General features: G+C 46.4%; 12 protein-coding genes. 9 read left to right on the top strand and 3 right to left on the bottom strand.

The annotated features are described in order from the left end of the window. Positions 1-86 precede the first annotated feature (86 nt). The gene (locus DC20_RS19835) at positions 87-1877 is read right to left on the bottom strand and encodes a DUF885 domain-containing protein (protein WP_062545437.1); all 1791 of its coding nucleotides are present in this window, start codon (positions 1875-1877) and stop codon (positions 87-89) included. Between the two features lie 313 nt (positions 1878-2190). On the opposite strand from DC20_RS19835, the gene DC20_RS19830 reads away from it, so the two are divergent. The 7 genes from DC20_RS19830 (at position 2191) to DC20_RS19800 (ending at position 9689) form a co-directional block, all read left to right on the top strand. Further along, positions 2191-2985, top strand: coding sequence for a thymidylate synthase (locus DC20_RS19830; RefSeq protein ID WP_062545436.1), 795 nt, complete (start codon positions 2191-2193; stop codon positions 2983-2985). 18 nt (positions 2986-3003) lie between these two features. After that, positions 3004-4260, top strand: a complete 1257-nt coding sequence (locus DC20_RS19825) for an AlbA family DNA-binding domain-containing protein (protein ID WP_062545435.1) — start codon at positions 3004-3006, stop codon at positions 4258-4260. A gap of 330 nt (positions 4261-4590) precedes the next feature. Next, a complete protein-coding gene (locus DC20_RS19820; RefSeq protein WP_062545434.1) occupies positions 4591-5034 on the top strand; it encodes a DinB family protein in 444 nt (147 codons plus the stop codon). Between the two features lie 108 nt (positions 5035-5142). After that, a complete protein-coding gene (locus DC20_RS23160) occupies positions 5143-5406 on the top strand; it encodes a hypothetical protein (RefSeq protein WP_062545433.1) in 264 nt (87 codons plus the stop codon). 52 nt (positions 5407-5458) lie between these two features. Next, positions 5459-6676: a two-component regulator propeller domain-containing protein gene (locus DC20_RS19810; RefSeq protein WP_062545432.1), complete on the top strand. Its 1218-nt coding sequence runs from the start codon at positions 5459-5461 to the stop codon at positions 6674-6676. Positions 6677-6830: 154 nt separating this feature from the next. Beyond that, on the top strand, positions 6831-8015 hold the full coding sequence (locus tag DC20_RS19805) for an MFS transporter (protein WP_245652253.1): 1185 nt from the start codon (positions 6831-6833) through the stop codon (positions 8013-8015). Between the two features lie 405 nt (positions 8016-8420). Further along, complete coding sequence (locus DC20_RS19800) at positions 8421-9689, top strand: cation:proton antiporter (RefSeq protein WP_062545431.1); 1269 nt, start codon at positions 8421-8423, stop codon at positions 9687-9689. Between the two features lie 78 nt (positions 9690-9767). On the opposite strand, the gene DC20_RS19795 is transcribed toward DC20_RS19800, so the two are convergent. Both DC20_RS19795 and DC20_RS19790 read right to left on the bottom strand, forming a co-directional pair. Further along, positions 9768-11120: a sensor histidine kinase gene (locus DC20_RS19795; RefSeq protein WP_062545430.1), complete on the bottom strand. Its 1353-nt coding sequence runs from the start codon at positions 11118-11120 to the stop codon at positions 9768-9770. Beyond that, the gene (locus DC20_RS19790; protein WP_062545429.1) at positions 11110-12468 is read right to left on the bottom strand and encodes a sigma-54-dependent transcriptional regulator; all 1359 of its coding nucleotides are present in this window, start codon (positions 12466-12468) and stop codon (positions 11110-11112) included. The genes DC20_RS19795 and DC20_RS19790 overlap by 11 nt, the downstream gene beginning before the upstream one ends. A 398-nt stretch (positions 12469-12866) precedes the next feature. On the opposite strand from DC20_RS19790, the gene DC20_RS19785 reads away from it, so the two are divergent. Next, the gene (locus DC20_RS19785; protein ID WP_062545428.1) at positions 12867-13559 is read left to right on the top strand and encodes an ABC transporter ATP-binding protein; all 693 of its coding nucleotides are present in this window, start codon (positions 12867-12869) and stop codon (positions 13557-13559) included. A gap of 39 nt (positions 13560-13598) precedes the next feature. Beyond that, positions 13599-16019 (top strand): ABC transporter permease, encoded by a 2421-nt coding sequence (locus tag DC20_RS19780; protein ID WP_062545427.1) that lies wholly within the window; start codon positions 13599-13601, stop codon positions 16017-16019. Positions 16020-16293: the final 274 nt, after the last annotated feature.

Genomic DNA, 16293 nt, shown 5'->3' with positions numbered 1-16293 from the left:
AGCCTGTAGCAATCAACTACAGGCTCTCTTTCAAAACAACTCCAGAAAGAAGTTATAAAACCATTTTCAAAGCGATAGCAAAGACGTTATTTCTTCTGCTGCTTCGCCCAATCATCCATTTTCTTCTCCGCTACGCGCAACGGCATAGACCCATCTTTCAGGAAAGCATCATGGAAAGAAGCCAACTTGAACTGATCTCCCAGGTCTTTCTCATACTTCTCCCTAAGCTCCTTGATTTTCAACTGCCCCGTTTTATAAGAAAGCGCCTGGCCAGGAATCGCCATGTAGCGTTCAATCTCGGCAATGGCGCCTTCTTCAGAGATAGCTTCATTGGCCATCATGTACTCAATGGCCTCTTCTCGCGTCATGCCTTTGGTGTGCATGCCTACGTCTACCACTAATCTAATAGCCCGGTGCATCTCATCGCCTAGGGCGCCCATGTACTGGTACGGATCGGTGTAGAGGCCTAGTTCTTTGCCCAGGGACTCAGTGTATAGGGCCCAACCCTCACCATAAGCTCCGTACCAGCTGAACCGGCGGAACTTAGGCAGTTTTTCGTTTTCCTGTTGCAAAGAGATCTGGTAGTGGTGACCCGGAATGGCCTCGTGCAGGAACAGTGACTCCATGCCCGAAGTGGTGTTGAATTTGGTGGCGTCTAAGATAGGCACGTAGAAAATGCCCGGACGCGTTCCATCAGGAGAGCCCTGGTTGTACTCCGCTGAGGCGGAGGCGGCCCGGAACGCTTCGGTCTGACGAATTTCAAACGGGGTCTTAGGGGTGCGGCCGAACATCTTCTGGAGGTTCGGTTCTATTTTGGTTTGGATGGCTCGGAACGCATTGAGCACCTCCTCCGGCGTTTTGTATGGCGTAAACTTAGGATCATTGCGCAGGAAGGCAAAGAACTGCTCCATGTTGCCTTTGAAACCTACCTGGTCTTTCACCTTCAACATTTCGCCGTTGAGGCGCTTCACTTCCTGCTGACCGGTTTTATAGATCTCATCCGGTGTTTTGTCCGTGGTGGTCCAGTACTTCACATAGTATTTGTACAAGTCGCTGCCGCCGGTCACGTCATTGATGCCGGTGGTGGTGCGCGCCTTGGGCAGGTATTCCTGTTGCAGGAAGGTAGCCAGCTTCTGGTAAGTAGGCACCAGTTGCGTGGTGATGGCTTGCTGGTACGCCTGCGTCAGGCGCTGGCGGTCTGCGGCCGGAACTTCGGCGGGGAAGTTTTGGATGGGGCCGTAGAAGAGGCTTTTGGTAGGATCTGTTACCACCATGCTCTGCATCTGCGGAATCATTTTGGTCACCAGTGGTCTTGGCAACACCATGCCGTTCGCCATTCCTTGCCGAAAGTTGGCAATGGCGCTGTCGGCCCATACGGTGAAGCCTTGCACGCGGCCTAACCAGTTCTCATAGTCTTTGGTGGTTTTGAACGGCTGGTTTCCGGTACCGGCACCCAGCTGTCCCATGGTGAGGGGCAGTCCCCAGAACTGCTGGAAGGGGATCATCCAGGTGTTTAGCTTCAGGCCTTCCAAGCGGGTTTCCATCTCGTACTCAAAGATATCATAGCTGATCTGGTCGTTCGCGTTGAGGCTGGCGCGGTCAAACTGGTGCAGCTTGTCCAGGTGCTGCTGGTAGTACGTCTGGAGACTGTCGCGAAACGATTTGGTGATATCGTTGGGCAGCAGGTGGTTGTAGCGGTTGTCTCCCTGGGCCGTGGCTTCCAGGGGGAAAAACCTGGCATTCTGTTCCCAGTAGTTCTCAAACATGGTAGACAGCTGCTTGTTATCCGCAACGTTGGCCGCCGCACCAGAATCTGCTTTCTTCTCACAAGAGAGCAGCACCCCGGCCAAAGCAGCCATGAGCAAAAGTTTCTTCATAAGGTTGATTTGAGTTTTGATAAGGGGCCAATATAAACAACAAAAGCGTAGGCTTGTACCTTCCACTTTAACAGGGGGCATAAAAAGTATGAAGAGCGAATAAACCCGCCTTTTAAAACCATTTATCTGAAACCTAACTTAAAAATAATCAGCACTTTGTGTTAGATGCTAGGCCGAAAGCACGCTAAACTTCAGGAAAAAGGTGCCATAGGTTTCAATCTGTGCCATGGGGAGTAACCGGTTTTTCCTATCTTCAAGCTTCCAATGGGTTTACCCATTTCTAATTTCTAAATCTTAATTTCTAATTATAATCATGCAGGCTTACTTAGATTTGATGCGCCACATTCTGGACAACGGCGTGAAGAAAGAGGACCGGACGGGTACCGGTACTATTAGTGTGTTTGGGTACCAGATGCGTTTTAACCTGCAGGAGGGCTTCCCGCTGGTGACCACCAAAAAAGTACACCTCAAGTCTATCATCTACGAACTGCTTTGGTTTCTGCGCGGCGAAACCAACGTGCGCTGGCTGCAGGAGCGGGGCGTGAGCATTTGGAACGAGTGGGCCGATGAAAACGGGGAACTGGGTCCAGTGTACGGTTCGCAATGGCGTTCCTGGCCCACCCCAGACGGCGGACACATAGACCAGATTGCCCAGGTCATTGACCAGATCAAACGCAACCCAGACTCTAGACGCCTGATTGTGAGTGCCTGGAACGTGGCCGAGGTCAACAACATGAAGTTACCCCCGTGCCATGCGTTCTTCCAGTTCTATGTAGCCGATGGCAAACTAAGCTGCCAACTCTACCAACGCAGTGCGGATGTGTTCCTGGGCGTGCCCTTCAACATTGCCTCCTACGCGCTGCTCACCATGATGGTAGCCCAGGTCTGCAACCTGGAACCCGGCGAGTTCATCTGGACCGGCGGCGACACGCATCTTTACACAAACCACCTGGAGCAAACAGAACTTCAGCTTTCCCGTGTGCCAAAAGCTTTGCCTAAGATGAAACTGAACCCCGAGGTGAAAGACATTTTCGGGTTTGAATTTGAAGATTTTACGCTGGAAGAGTATGAGCCATGGCCGGGAATTAAAGCGCCTGTGGCAGTTTAATTGTAAATAGAAACTTTTATGAAAGATCTTATAAATAATATAGTTAATGAATTTAGAGCTAGTATAGATATAAATCAGGCATTTTTAAAAACAAGCTTTGAAGAAAGTAATTTAATTGAATTTAAAAAGTCTCTCCATACTAAAGGAGAATCCATAGATAAAGACTATTTAAAAACTATTTCAGGATATGCTAATAACAAGGGTGGTGTTATTTTATTTGGCATTGATCCGGATAGTAAAGAATTGGTTGGTATAAAAGATGTATATGAAAACCTTGACAACAGGTACATAAGTACAACAATTCGGGATGGTCTTGATGGTAACTTTGAATTCACCTTTTTTACTCAGACTTACCTTGGAAAAATTATAGGGTTCTTAGTTGTTAAAGAAGCTTCTGTGAAACCTATTATTATGAAGGTAGATTCTTCATCTTTCAAGGTGGGTGATATCTATTTTAGATATCCTGCACAAACAGCTAAAATTCTTGCAGCAGATTTAAGAAAGATTATCAATGAAGAAATAGCTAAGAGATTGCAAGGATTACTAGGTAATATCGATAATCTAGTTAAACTTGGTGATTCAGCTGCCATTTTAAATACATCATCTGGAGAGATACAAACTGGAGATAAATTGCCTAAGCTTATTTTGGATGAGAAGATCCTTAATAAATTAAATTTAATCAAAGAGGGTACTTTGTCAGAAGTTGAAGGGGCACCCGCATACATAATTAAAGGGGAAATTGAGCTAGGAAATGTAGAAATAGTAAAGACTGTGCCTTCTATTATTACTGAGCATGATATATTAGAGCAGTTCTTTGACAGACATTGCGAAGCTCCAGATGTAGTCTTAGAAATGTTGGTATTTCAGAATAGTCCCTATTTGCCCTTTTATTTTTTTGCGCAAAGTGCCAATCTTTCAAAAGAGGAGGCTATTGATTTTTTAAATAGTATAGATAAACCCGATATGAATAAATTAACTCGGAATAAATTAGTTAATAGGCTGAATAAATTTGAGTATAAAAAACAAGGAAAGATTTTAGAAGGGATTACTGAATCTTGTGATTGTGATATCGATTTGAATGTTCAAGTATCATCTGTTAAAGATACTTACAAGGAAAAATGTTCTCATGGACAAGTCGAAAGAACGATATTCTTCAATACTTTATTAAATAAATTTGAATTAAAAGATGAGTATATAAGTGCTTATCCTAAAAATATTATTGAAGCATTTTCTAGTTTGCTATCAGAAACCTTATCTGAAGATCCAGAATATTAACTTTCTATATTGTCTAAACTTAATAAAGTAGAAAAAGATACTCCTACTGAGTCTTTATATAGAAAGGTAATCTGCTATATTGATAAAGTTTACTATTCATAATAAAGCTAAGTCTAATAATTCTTTTAACTTTATCCTTATTGGAATAAAATATTACTCTCCCCACCATTGTTCTGGATCAGTTTTCCTGCATCACTCTTTGGATTGCAGGCATTGCGGTGCTACCTAAACTTATTCTGCAATCTTACTTGGAGGCGAGTTCGCTTTGCCGCTTTACCTCTTACATACAGTTTCATTTAATTCTATTTGCCTTGCTCCTAAAACAATAAAATGAAAGCTGAGTTGATCAAGTTGTATACCCGAGACCTTGATAGATTGAAGAATGAAATTGAAGCATTTCAACGGGAGAGTAATCTTTGGGTAACAAAAGGAGAGGTAAAGAATTCAGCCGGTAATTTATTCTTACATCTTGTCGGGAATCTGAAAACGTATATCGGAAAGAATTTAGGGAATTATGCCTATGTAAGAGACCGGGAGGCTGAGTTTACCTTAAAAGATGTACCTGCCCAAACTCTTATAGAGCAGATAAACGAAACTAAAGAGATTGTTTTACATACGTTACACCACCTCAGGGAAGAAGAATTAGAAGAAACCCACAAAGAAGAGGTACTGGGGTATGCCATGACCAACCGCTATTTTCTGATACACTTACTGGCGCACCTGTCTTACCATTTAGGTCAGATCAACTACCTTAGAAGGGTATTAGAAGAATAAATAGGTCACTAACAGTTAATTAGGGAACGGATACTGTACCTGCCTCTACACAGCTGAACCCTTGTTTGGCATTCTTTCAATTTATCTGCTCCTATAATCCGTTACTCATTGCATCCCACGCTGCCTTCAACCCCCAAACACATTCTTCCCACCATCGTCCTGGCCCAGTTTGCCTGCACCTCTTTGTGGTTTGCGGGCAATGCGGTGCTGCCTGAATTGATTCCACAGTTTCACCTGGAGGCCAGTTCACTGAGTCATTTGCCCTCGGCGGTGCAGTTGAACTTTATTCTGGGCACCTTGGTGTTTGCCGTGTTCCCTATTTATGAAATGTACTTGCAAATACTTGTAATTAGTAAAGGCACAATTCTATAAAATTCACTATCTACTTCGTTTAAAATATATCAAAGAGTCTACAAGAAAGAAAATGAAAAGAATTTTTATAATGATTTCAGTTATGTTAAGCATAACAAGTTTAGTTTATGCTCAATCTAATCAATGGACTGTTTATAGAACAGTAAATTCAGATGTATCACTTTTCAATACATTATCTATTGTTATTGACAAGAATGATAATAAATGGATTTCAACTTCACGATATGGCTTAGCAAAATACGATGGAACAAATTGGGTAGGTTACAATTCCTCTAATTCTGGAATGCCTAACAATTCTATTGTTTCCTTAGCACTTGAAGAAGGAGTGACTAAGTGGATTGGGACGCAAGATAGTGGGCTGGTAAAATTTGATGATAGAAGTTGGACAATATATAAAACAACTAACTCAGGTATCCCTAGCAATACAGTATCCTCCATTGTTGTAGACAGAGATGGTAATAAGTGGATTGGAACTGTAAATGGTTTGGCTAAATTCAACGGAACAACATGGACAGTGTTCAACTCTTCAAATTCAGGTTTGCCAAATAACATTATCAGATCTTTAGTTATTGATGAGAACAATACTATTTGGGTAGGAACCATAAGCGGCTTAGCTAAATTTGACGGAACCTCTTGGACAGTTTTCAATACTTCAAACTCTGGTTTAAGGAGTAACGTTATCCTTTCACTAACAATAGATAGTAACAAAGATAAATGGATTGGAACGTCCTCTTATGGAGTAGTCAAATATGATGGTTTAAACTGGGTTACTTATTTAGCTGGAAATACAATTTATTCTATTGTAATAGACAGAAGCGGAAATAAATGGATTGGAACGTCTAGTGGAGGATTAATGATGTTTAATGGGTCGGACTGGAGAACGTTCGATAATTCTAATTCAGGTTTGCCTGATAACAATGTCCGTTCAATAGCTATAGACAGAATGGGAACAAAGTGGGTAGGTACTTCCTATGGGCTCGCTGCTTATAATGAAAATGGTACTCTGACATCTATAGATGAATATATAAGTACAAAGAATAGCTTAAAAGTTTACCCTGTTCCTGCAAAGGATGCTTTAAATATTGAACTTCAAGCAGGGAATATAACTTCATTGGTAGAAATATTTAATACAAATGGTATCAAAGTGAAAGACCAGAGACTATTTGGCAATGTAAATACTATTTATATTGATGATTTAGCAGTAGGGTTTTATGTGGTGAAGATTTTTACAAAAACTGGATTGATTGTTAAATCTATAATAAAACAATAAAAATATATTAGATACTATGGGGAGCAGATAAACGGTTTATAAAATTAACTTAGTTGGAAACTATAGTCTAGATAGAAACTTCTATCTGGACTATTGTGGCTACACTTTGGCAAAATATAATTAGCTAAGAGTTTAGAATGTAAATTTCACCTATTTGAAATCACCTCTTCCAACTATACCTACCCGCATCCTGCCAATCATTGTTCTGGCCCAGTTTGCCTGCACCTCTTTGTGGTTTGCGGGCAATGCGGTGCTGCCTGAGTTGATTCCGCAGTTTCACCTGGAGGCCAGTTCGCTAAGTCATTTAACCTCGGCGGTACAGTTGGGTTTTATTCTGGGTACCTTGGTATTTGCCGTGTTCACCATATCAGACCGGTTCTCGCCGTCAAAGGTGTTTCTGGTGTGCGCATTGGTGGGAGCGGGGTTCAACTGGAGCTTGCTGTGGGCCGAAGGGCTTTCCACCTTGCTGCTGAGTAGGTTTCTCACGGGCTTTTGCCTGGCGGGCATTTACCCGGTAGGCATGAAAATAGCCGCCGATTACCACCAGAAAGGCTTGGGCAAGGCACTGGGGTTTCTGGTGGGCGCGCTGGTGTTGGGCACCGCCTTTCCGCACTTGCTCAAGAGCCTCACCCAAGGACTGCCGTGGCGGTACGTCATCTGGGCCACCTCGGGGCTGGCCGTAGCAGGAGGGCTGAGTTTGTTTTTCCTGGTACCAGACGGTCCCCACAGAAGCCGAAGCAGCCAACTAGATTTTACGGCCTTTTTTCAGATATTCAAGCAAAAACAGTTCAGAGCCGCCGCCTTCGGGTACTTCGGGCACATGTGGGAGTTGTACACGTTCTGGGCCTTTGTGCCGGTGATCATCGCCTTGTATGCAGAAGCAAACCCCGGGGTAACGTTAAACAACCCTTTCCTGTCGTTCTGCATTATTGCCGCCGGAACCCTGGCGTGCATAGGCGGTGGGTACCTGGCCGGAAATATAGGAAGTGCCAAAACCGCGTTCGGAGCTTTGGCCATTTCCATGGCGTGCTGTCTGCTGTCACCGTGGCTGTTTCAATTGCCTTTGCCGCTGTTCCTGGGGTTGTTGCTGGTGTGGGGCCTGGCCGTAGTCATGGACTCACCGCAGTTCTCTACACTGGTCGCCCAATCAGCTCCGGTACAGGTGAAAGGGACGGCCCTCACTATTGTCAATTCCATCGGCTTTGCCATTACCATTGTCAGCATCCAACTGCTGCGGAGTATTCAGGTGGCAGTGGCACCCACCTATTGGTTTCTGTTTTTAGCCATTGGGCCTGCTTTGGGTTTGCTGGCTATGCGGCGGTTGGTTCGGGGACGTTAATAGTGGTAGTGAATAGAGTTATGGGAGTAGGCCTTTTTGTTTTTAGGCTGTTTTCATGAAAAGGGGAGAAAGCTTCAAATCTCTACCGCTAGTTTCCTGATTGGGGGACCCTTACTTCAGGTTTGTCACTTGTGTTTCTACCCGCAAACAGCTTTCGCAAGTTGCAAACTTGCGGCATGACAGCTCCAAGTTGAAAACTTGAAGCATGGTTTTTTTTAACTTCTACCTCTTGTCCGCCTGTAAATAGTAGTTTCAAGAATAAAGGATTCAGTTCGAGGCATTTTCAGAACTGTTTTGTTCAAAGCTGCTTGAAAGACTGTAATGAAGCAAAGGGAATTCTTTTCATCCCTTATCGTAAAAAAACGTTTAGAACAGAAGTTATACTGACTCTAAACTACCTCGCCTTTGGAACCACTTCAACTCTTTTCCCTCATCATTGCCCTTTCCGCGGTGCTTGCGTTCATCAACATCCGGTACCTGAAGTTGCCTGCCACTATCGGGCTCATGGTACTTGCCTTGCTGCTCTCGCTGGTTATTTTGCTAGCCGGAAGCGTGGCTTCACCGCTGGTACAGTTTCTAACCCAAGCACTTACCCAGTTAGATTTCTCAGACTTCCTGCTGGACTTCATGCTTGTGTTCCTGCTGTTTGCCGGGGCACTGCACACTGACCTGAAGAAACTTCGTAAAGCCTGGATACCTATACTGGCCTTTGCTACAGTTGGTACGCTCATTTCTACTTTTCTGGTGGGCGCCATGCTCTATTACCTGCTGCCTTTCCTGTACCAACCAGTTGCCTTCATTCACTGCCTTTTGTTTGGCGCACTCATCTCGCCTACCGATCCTATTGCCGTTCTCTCAATTCTAAAGAAAACAGGGGTGTCTGAGGCGGTAGAAACCAACATCACGGGGGAGTCTCTTTTCAATGACGGCGTAGGTGTGGTGGTGTTTTTGACCATCTTCAACATAGCAAGAGAAGGGGTGGCAGAGATAGAACCCTCTGAAGTAGCGCTGTTGGTGCTGGAAGAAGTGGGCGGTGGTATCTTGCTGGGCGTAGTGCTGGGGTACATCACCTACCGGTTGATGCGTTCCATTGACCACTATCAAACAGAGGTGCTTATCTCCCTTGCTTTGGTCATGGGCGGAAGTGCCCTGGCACCTTTGTTCCATTTTTCGGCGCCGCTGGCCATGGTGGTAGCGGGTTTGTTTATCGGGAACAGGGGTATTGAGTATGCCATGTCGGCCACTACTACAGACTACGTGCACAAGTTCTGGGAGATGATAGATGAAATTCTTAACGCCATCTTGTTCGTGCTCATTGGCCTGGAACTGATTATCATTCCTATAGAAGGAGCCTATCTCTACGTAGGCATTGTAGCCATTTTGCTTATCCTGGTTGCCCGCATGATCTCTTTGTTTGTGCCCGCGCTGCTGTTCCGGTTCAAGCATCGGTTCCCTGACCGTACCTTGTTCATCATGACGTGGGGAGGGCTGAGAGGCGGTATTTCCATTGCCCTGGCTCTTTCACTAACCGCTGACATGGAACGTAACTTCATTGTGGCCATCACCTACATTGTCGTGCTTTTCTCCATCATAGTACAAGGCCTCAGCTTAGGCAAAGTGGTGAAACGCTTAAACCGGGAACAGCCACTGGAGACCATGGAACTGGAAGGATAGTTTATTTAGGCTAACAATAATAATTGCCTAAGTAAAAGAGGGATAAAGCGGGTTACTTTAACCTGTTTTATCCCTCTTTTACTTAAAGAACAGGAAAAACGACGTGCCTTTGCCCTCCTCAGATTGTACCTGTATGGTGCCTTTGTGGAGCATGATGATTTGCTTGCATAAGCTCAGGCCAATGCCGCTTCCATTTTTCTTACTGCTGAAAAACGGGATGAAGATCTTTTCCTGTACTTCCTTTGACATACCCGTGCCATTGTCTGAGATCTTGACCACCACTTTCCCATCTGCCGCTGAATAAGCCGCTAACGTGATTTCTGGCTCCGGCTGTTCTTTCACCGCGTCAATGGCGTTCACCAGCAGGTTGATCAGCACCTGGTCCAGCAGATTGGGATCGGCTTCAAGGGAGAGGTTTTCCTCGGTGAGAAGCAGGGTGAGTTGGATGTTTTTCTGGGCCAGAGAGGGTAGCATGAGGCGCCGGAGGTTCAGGAAGAGGTCCTGCACGTAGATTTTCTCCAGGCTCAGTGTCGTGATTTTGCTCAGGTTGCGGTAGGTCTGCGCGAACTTTAGCAAGCCCTGGCTCCGGTATTTGATGGTACTGATGCCATCCTCCAGGTCTTCCAGGTCATGGGAAGAAACCCCGCTGACCACTGTTTCCTGCAAGCGGTTCTTGAGCGTGTCGGCAAGGGAGGAGATGGGCGCAATGGAATTCATGATCTCATGCGTCATAACGTTTAAGAGCTTCTGCCAGGCCTCTGATTCGGTTTCTTCCAGGGCATCGTTCACGTTCTGGAACGCGACCAGTTTGTAGCGTCTGCCTTCGTTCTGGAACACGGTGGCACTCAGCATAAATTTGAACGTGCTGCGCTCCAGGCTGGGCGTCTGGATAGAGGCTATTTTTGGGATTCCGGGCGGTAAACGAGTAACTACTGCGTACAGGCCGGGGTCCCGCTTTACCAGTCCTTGTATTGTCTTCAGAAAAGGCAGGTGCAGCAGTTTTTTCATGGCCTCGTTCATGAGCACCACTTCGCCGCTGTCCAGATCGTAGGACAGGATGCCGGTGTCTACCAGTTCCAAAATGCGCTGCAGGTGCTGGTGTTGGGTTTCCTTTTCCTGGTTGATGTTTTTGAAGGTGGTGTTGATCTGGTTAAAGCCCCGGCGCAAACTCAGCAGTTGCGGCGAGGTAGATTTCTCACTGAAGTACCGGGAGAAATCGCGGTACTGAATGGCTTCAATGAACAGGTTGAGTTCTTCCTGTGCCTTTCTCAAAAAGTGGTACAGTTCGTACACCTGGTACAGGAGCAGGGGCACCAGAAACACGAGCAACTCGGCCCAGCCGTTGGTGATGACAATGGAAGGCGCGCTTAAGGACAAGAGCAGCAGGAACACCCGCAACAGCAGCTTGCCTTCAAAATTCTTAAAGCTCATACTTGCCCAATCTTCGGTACAGCGCGGTGCGGGTAATGCCCAGTTCTTTGGCGGCTTTGGTCATGACACCATTGTGTTTCTCCAGCACCCGGATAATGGTGGCTTTCTCCAGTTCCTCCAGATTGGTGGCGTTGGTCTGAATGCTCTCTGTAGGGGCAGACTCAATAGGAGAGAAGATGATGTCCCTGGCGTCAAGCGCGTAATCATCAGACATGATCACGGCCCGCTCAATGGCGTACTGCAGTTCGCGCACGTTACCTGGAAAAGAATAGCTCTTGAGCTTCTCCATGGCTTTGGGGGTGAGTTCCAACGAGGGTTTCAGGTACTTTTCAGAATAGATGTTGATGTAGTGCTTGGCCAGCAGAATGATATCGTTACCACGCTTCCGCAGTGGTGGCACTACAATTTCTACGGTATTGATGCGGTAAATCAAGTCTTTCCGGAACCGAGCGTCGCTGGCCAGGTCGTTCAAAGAGACGTTGGTAGCGCATAGGAGCCGCACATCCACGTTGATGGGTTCATTGGAGCCCACGCGTATCACTTGCCTGTTTTGAAGCACGCTCAGCAGTTTGGCCTGTTGCTGCAGTGAGATGTTCCCGATCTCATCCAGGAAGATGGTGCCTTTGTCAGCGGCCTCAAACCGACCGGCCCGTTCTTCGCGGGCGTCGGTGAAGGCGCCTTTCTTGTGCCCGAACAGCTCACTTTCAAACAGCGACTCCGTTAAGGCACCCACGTCTACCTTCACAAAAGGTTGGTTCGCCCGCAGGGAGTGCTGGTGAATGGCTTTGGCGATGAGTTCTTTCCCGGTACCGTTCTCGCCCAAGATGAGGATGTTCGCGTCGGTGGGGGCTACTTTCTTTATTTTGTAGAAGATGTCCTGCATGGCCTCAGACTCGCCCAGCAGGTCAGGTCCAATCAAAGAGTTGGCAGTGTTTTGGGCGGAAGCACTGCTTCCTTTTTCTTTGCCACTTACTGCTTCCTGCAGCGTAGCCAACAGTTTTTCATTATGCCAGGGCTTTACCACAAAGTCATAGGCGCCTTCTTTTAACGACCGTATGGCCAGATCTATGTGCCCGTACGCCGTAATCATGATCACGGCTGCCTCAGATTTGAGCCGTTTTATTTCTTTCAGCCAGTAAATTCCCTCATTGCCGGTATGAATAGAAGAGGCAAAGTTCATGTCCAGCAGAATCACATCAAACGCCTGCTGCCGGAGCAACGACGGAATGTTCTCCGGCTTTTTATCCACTACAATCTCCTTTACCAGTGGCCTTAAAAGTAAACGCACGGCGGTCAGCACATCGGGGTCATCATCTATTACCAACACGGTAGCTTTCTTCAACTGCATAAGGGTACTTTTTAGGAATAGTGTTTAGAAATGGGCGGTGTTCTTAGGTTCTGGTACTTTCTGCTGCCGGCTGTTTTAGCTCTCTTTTCTAAAAAGAAGCTTTAAACCAGTCAGAAGATGAAGGTTTCCTGACCTAAAGCTAATTTGCTGGTTGGGGAATCTCAGCTAATGTTTCTGTGCAGACGAAAAAACGATAATTATGCCATTCTTACAACTCTCTGTTTTTGAATAGTTTGCCCATTTGCACCTGTGTACTGCGTTCGAAATCGCACACCGTAGGAGCGAATCTGCACGGGTGGTACAGCGTGGTTATAGGTAAGTGTCTGAAAAAGAAGCAGTAGGAGTTTTGGCATTTGTTGTGCAAAAGGGAAGAAGCCATAAAGACAAATGCTACCCTTATGATAAAGATCACAAACCTTGAAAAAATCTACCGTACCGAAGAAGTCCTCACCACGGCTTTGAACAAAGTAAACCTGGAAGTAGCTGAAGGAGAGTTTGTCGCCATCATGGGTCCTTCGGGCTGCGGAAAATCTACGCTCCTTAACATTCTGGGGTTGCTAGATGAACCCGAAGCCGGAAGTTTCCTTTTCAACGGCCAGGAAGTAGCCAATGTAAACGAAAGCCAACGCGCCGAGCTCCGCAAACGGAACATTGGTTTTGTCTTTCAATCCTTTAATTTGATTGATGAATTGACGGTGTATGAAAACGTGGAATTGCCTTTGCTTTACCTGGGAGTAAAACCCGCTGAACGCCGGAAACGGGTAGAGGAAGTGTTGGAGAAGGTACAGATAAAACACCGGCAGAACCATTATCCGCAGCAGCTTTCGGGCGGACAGCAGCAACGGGTAGCAGTGGCCCGAGCGGTCATCAACAAACCCCACTTGCTCTTAGCAGATGAGCCCACCGGCAACCTGGACTCCTCCAACGGGAACGAGGTGATGGAACTCCTGAGCGAGCTAAACGAGCAGGGAACCACCATTGTCATGGTGACGCACTCAGAGCATGATGCCCGCTACAGCCACCGCATCATCAGGATGCTGGACGGCCAGACCATCATGACTGAACAGATGGCATCTCAAGCTATACTTTAAGACCTGTTTCAGAAAAAGACCTGTAAAAGAAACTGCTATATGTTTAAGAATTACTTTAAAGTAGCTTATAGAAACCTGTTAAGATACAAGGGGTTTTCGTTCATCAACATTGCCGGGCTGGCCTTAGGCTTAACCGCTTGTTTGCTCATTGGCTTGTTTGTGCATGATGAACTGCAGTATGACAAATTCCTGCCCGAAGGCAAGCGTGTGTATCGGGTGTATGACAATGTCACCACCGATGATGGAACTGACCAGGTAGCGAGTGTGCCTCCCATGTTCGGGACCACTATGGTCAACGATCTCCCAGAGACAGAGACCGTGGTACGTATCTTAATGCAGCAATGGGACGCCCAGAGCTTGGTAGAGGCAGGGGAGAAGCGGATGTATGAAACGGGGGGCTTGGATGCTGATCCTACCTTCTTTCAGGTGTTTCCGCTGAACTTTATCTATGGCTCTCCTGAGAAAGCCTTAGATGACCCAACCTCTATTGTCATTTCAGACAAGTTTTCTAAAAAAGTGTTCGGAAACATTGATCCCGTTGGCAAGAAAGTTTCCATCAACAAGAATCCTTTTATAGTGAAAGGGGTTTTTGAGACCAACCCCAAGTTTCATTTGCCCATTAACTACATCCGGAACATGGCCATTTTTCAGTTTCCTGCTGAACGGATGCAAAGCTGGGGTTGGCAGCAATTCTATACCTATGTGAAGGTAAAGCCAGGCGCAGATCCTCAGTTACTCCAATCCAAGTTACGCGGGGTCGTTAAAAAGCAGATTGACAAGGATAATAACCGCCCGTTCAATTACGAGCCGGTGTTACAGCCCCTGCATGAGGTGCATTTGTACTCCGCCAGCTTTAAGTTTGACCAGTCTTTGAGAGGCAACATCACCTACGTGAAGGCTCTCAGCATTATTGCCGTTTTCATTCTGCTTATTGCCTGCTTTAACTTCGTGAACCTGGCCACCGCTAAATCACTGCAGCGGGCCAAAGAAGTGGGGGTACGGAAAACCATCGGCGCCAGCCGAAAGCAACTGCTGCTCCAGTTCCTGTCAGAAACTCTGCTGCTGACTCTTATTAGTGTGGTGTTTGCCGCCGCGCTTACATCATTGCTATTGCCTTCGTTGAACGCCTTCACTGAAAAAGAGATGACCTTCAACATTTTCAACCGCCCTGAACTGTTGCTACTCTTAGGGGTGCTGGTGTTGGTAGTAGGCGTGTTGGCAGGGCTTTATCCGGCGCTGGTGTTGTCTGGCTTTAAACCGGTGAGTGTGCTTAAAGGAGCCGTGGTGAGTGATGGTGGTCCGGGCAAAACGCCCTGGCTGCGGCACGGGCTCATTGTGGTGCAGTTTGCCCTTTCCATTTTTCTGATCATCTGTGCCTTGGTGGTGTACCAGCAGGTAAGCTTCCTGCACAACAAAGACCTGGGTTTTAACAAAGACCAGATCATGTTCTTTCCTATGCGCGGTCAAAACATGGACAAGAACTATGAAACGTTTAAAACGGAGTTGACGAAATCTCCGGCCATTGCAAGTGTGTCCATCGGGTACGGTTTTCCGGGGGATGCCACTGCCGGCGATGGCATTGAAGTCATCAAGAATGGCGAGCGGGTGCATCATAGCGTGACTCACCTCATGGTAGATCATGATTACCTCAAAACCTTAGGGTTGACGTTGGTAGCGGGCCGCGGCTTCTCCAAAGATATGCCCACCGACAAAGACGCGGCCTTTATCATCAATGAAACGGCTGTGAAAGAACTGGGGTTTGAGACTCCGGAGAAAGCGCTAGGGAAACCCATGGAGTGGAAAATGTGGATGGATGCCGATACCATTAAGAAAGGACAAGTGATTGGCGTAGTGAAAGATTTCCATTTCAAGAGCCTTTTTGATAAAGTAGACCCTACCGTACTACAGATTTTCCCGGATGCTAACTGGAAAGTGGCCGTAAAAATGAAAGGCGGCAATGTGGCTGCGGGCATCAACCATGTCAAACAGGTGTGGGACACCTTTTCCCCGGAATACCCTATTGAATACAAGTTCATGGATGAAAACTTCCAGGTGATGTACAAAGCCGAAGACAAACTAAAATCACTGCTCTGGATCTTTACCGGTATGGCCATTTTTGTAGGGTGTTTGGGCTTGTTTGGGTTAGCGGCTTATGCGGCAGAGCGCCGGAAGAAAGAAATAGGCATCAGGAAAATCTTAGGCGCCAAAACTTCTTCCATTGTTACCTTGCTCTCCAAAGATTTTTTGAAGTTGGTGTTCATTGCCGCCCTGATCGCTGTTCCGCTGGCCTGGTATGCCATGGGCAAATGGCTGGAAGACTTCGCCTACCGCATTGACATTCCTATTTGGGCATTCGCAGTGGCCATGTTGTTAGCTGGACTGGTAGCTTTCTTAACCGTGAGTTACCAAGCCCTGAAAGCCGCCACGCTGAACCCAGTAAAAAATCTCCGGATGGATTGAGAAGTGTCTTACTCACCACATGATGTCATCTTGGAAAGATCTTGTGAGCGTACTAGAAAGCCATGGAGTAAACGGCATTACTGTTCGCCCACAAGGTCCTTTCAGGATGACAGAAGAAGAAAAGGTTGTTCTATAGGAGAGCGTGTTTCTTTAGGGAGAGTGACCTCTTCAACAGGTTTTAGGTCATTAGAATTATTATCCTTGAAGCACATCCTCCGTACATTCAGGTGAGAAGGACACTAGCCTCCTTCAGAATCCATCTTGAAACCACTTG

Origin of the sequence: Rufibacter tibetensis (assembly GCF_001310085.1) — a bacterium.
In the GTDB taxonomy this organism is placed as follows: domain Bacteria; phylum Bacteroidota; class Bacteroidia; order Cytophagales; family Hymenobacteraceae; genus Nibribacter; species Nibribacter tibetensis.
The sequence above is the reverse complement of the archived record's forward strand: the minus strand, read 5'-3'. Positions and strand labels throughout refer to the sequence as shown.

Excerpts from the sequence above, each read along its gene's own strand:
- DC20_RS19820 (WP_062545434.1), top strand. The coding sequence starts at position 4,591 with ATGAAAGCTGAGTTGATCAAGTTGTATACCCGAGACCTTGATAGATTG.
- DC20_RS19790 (WP_062545429.1), bottom strand. The coding sequence starts at position 12,468 with ATGCAGTTGAAGAAAGCTACCGTGTTGGTAATAGATGATGACCCCGAT.
- DC20_RS19825 (WP_062545435.1), top strand. The coding sequence starts at position 3,004 with ATGAAAGATCTTATAAATAATATAGTTAATGAATTTAGAGCTAGTATA.
- DC20_RS19785 (WP_062545428.1), top strand. The coding sequence starts at position 12,867 with ATGATAAAGATCACAAACCTTGAAAAAATCTACCGTACCGAAGAAGTC.
- DC20_RS19780 (WP_062545427.1), top strand. The coding sequence starts at position 13,599 with ATGTTTAAGAATTACTTTAAAGTAGCTTATAGAAACCTGTTAAGATAC.
- DC20_RS19795 (WP_062545430.1), bottom strand. The coding sequence starts at position 11,120 with ATGAGCTTTAAGAATTTTGAAGGCAAGCTGCTGTTGCGGGTGTTCCTG.
- DC20_RS19835 (WP_062545437.1), bottom strand. The coding sequence starts at position 1,877 with ATGAAGAAACTTTTGCTCATGGCTGCTTTGGCCGGGGTGCTGCTCTCT.
- DC20_RS19830 (WP_062545436.1), top strand. The coding sequence starts at position 2,191 with ATGCAGGCTTACTTAGATTTGATGCGCCACATTCTGGACAACGGCGTG.
- DC20_RS19810 (WP_062545432.1), top strand. The coding sequence starts at position 5,459 with ATGAAAAGAATTTTTATAATGATTTCAGTTATGTTAAGCATAACAAGT.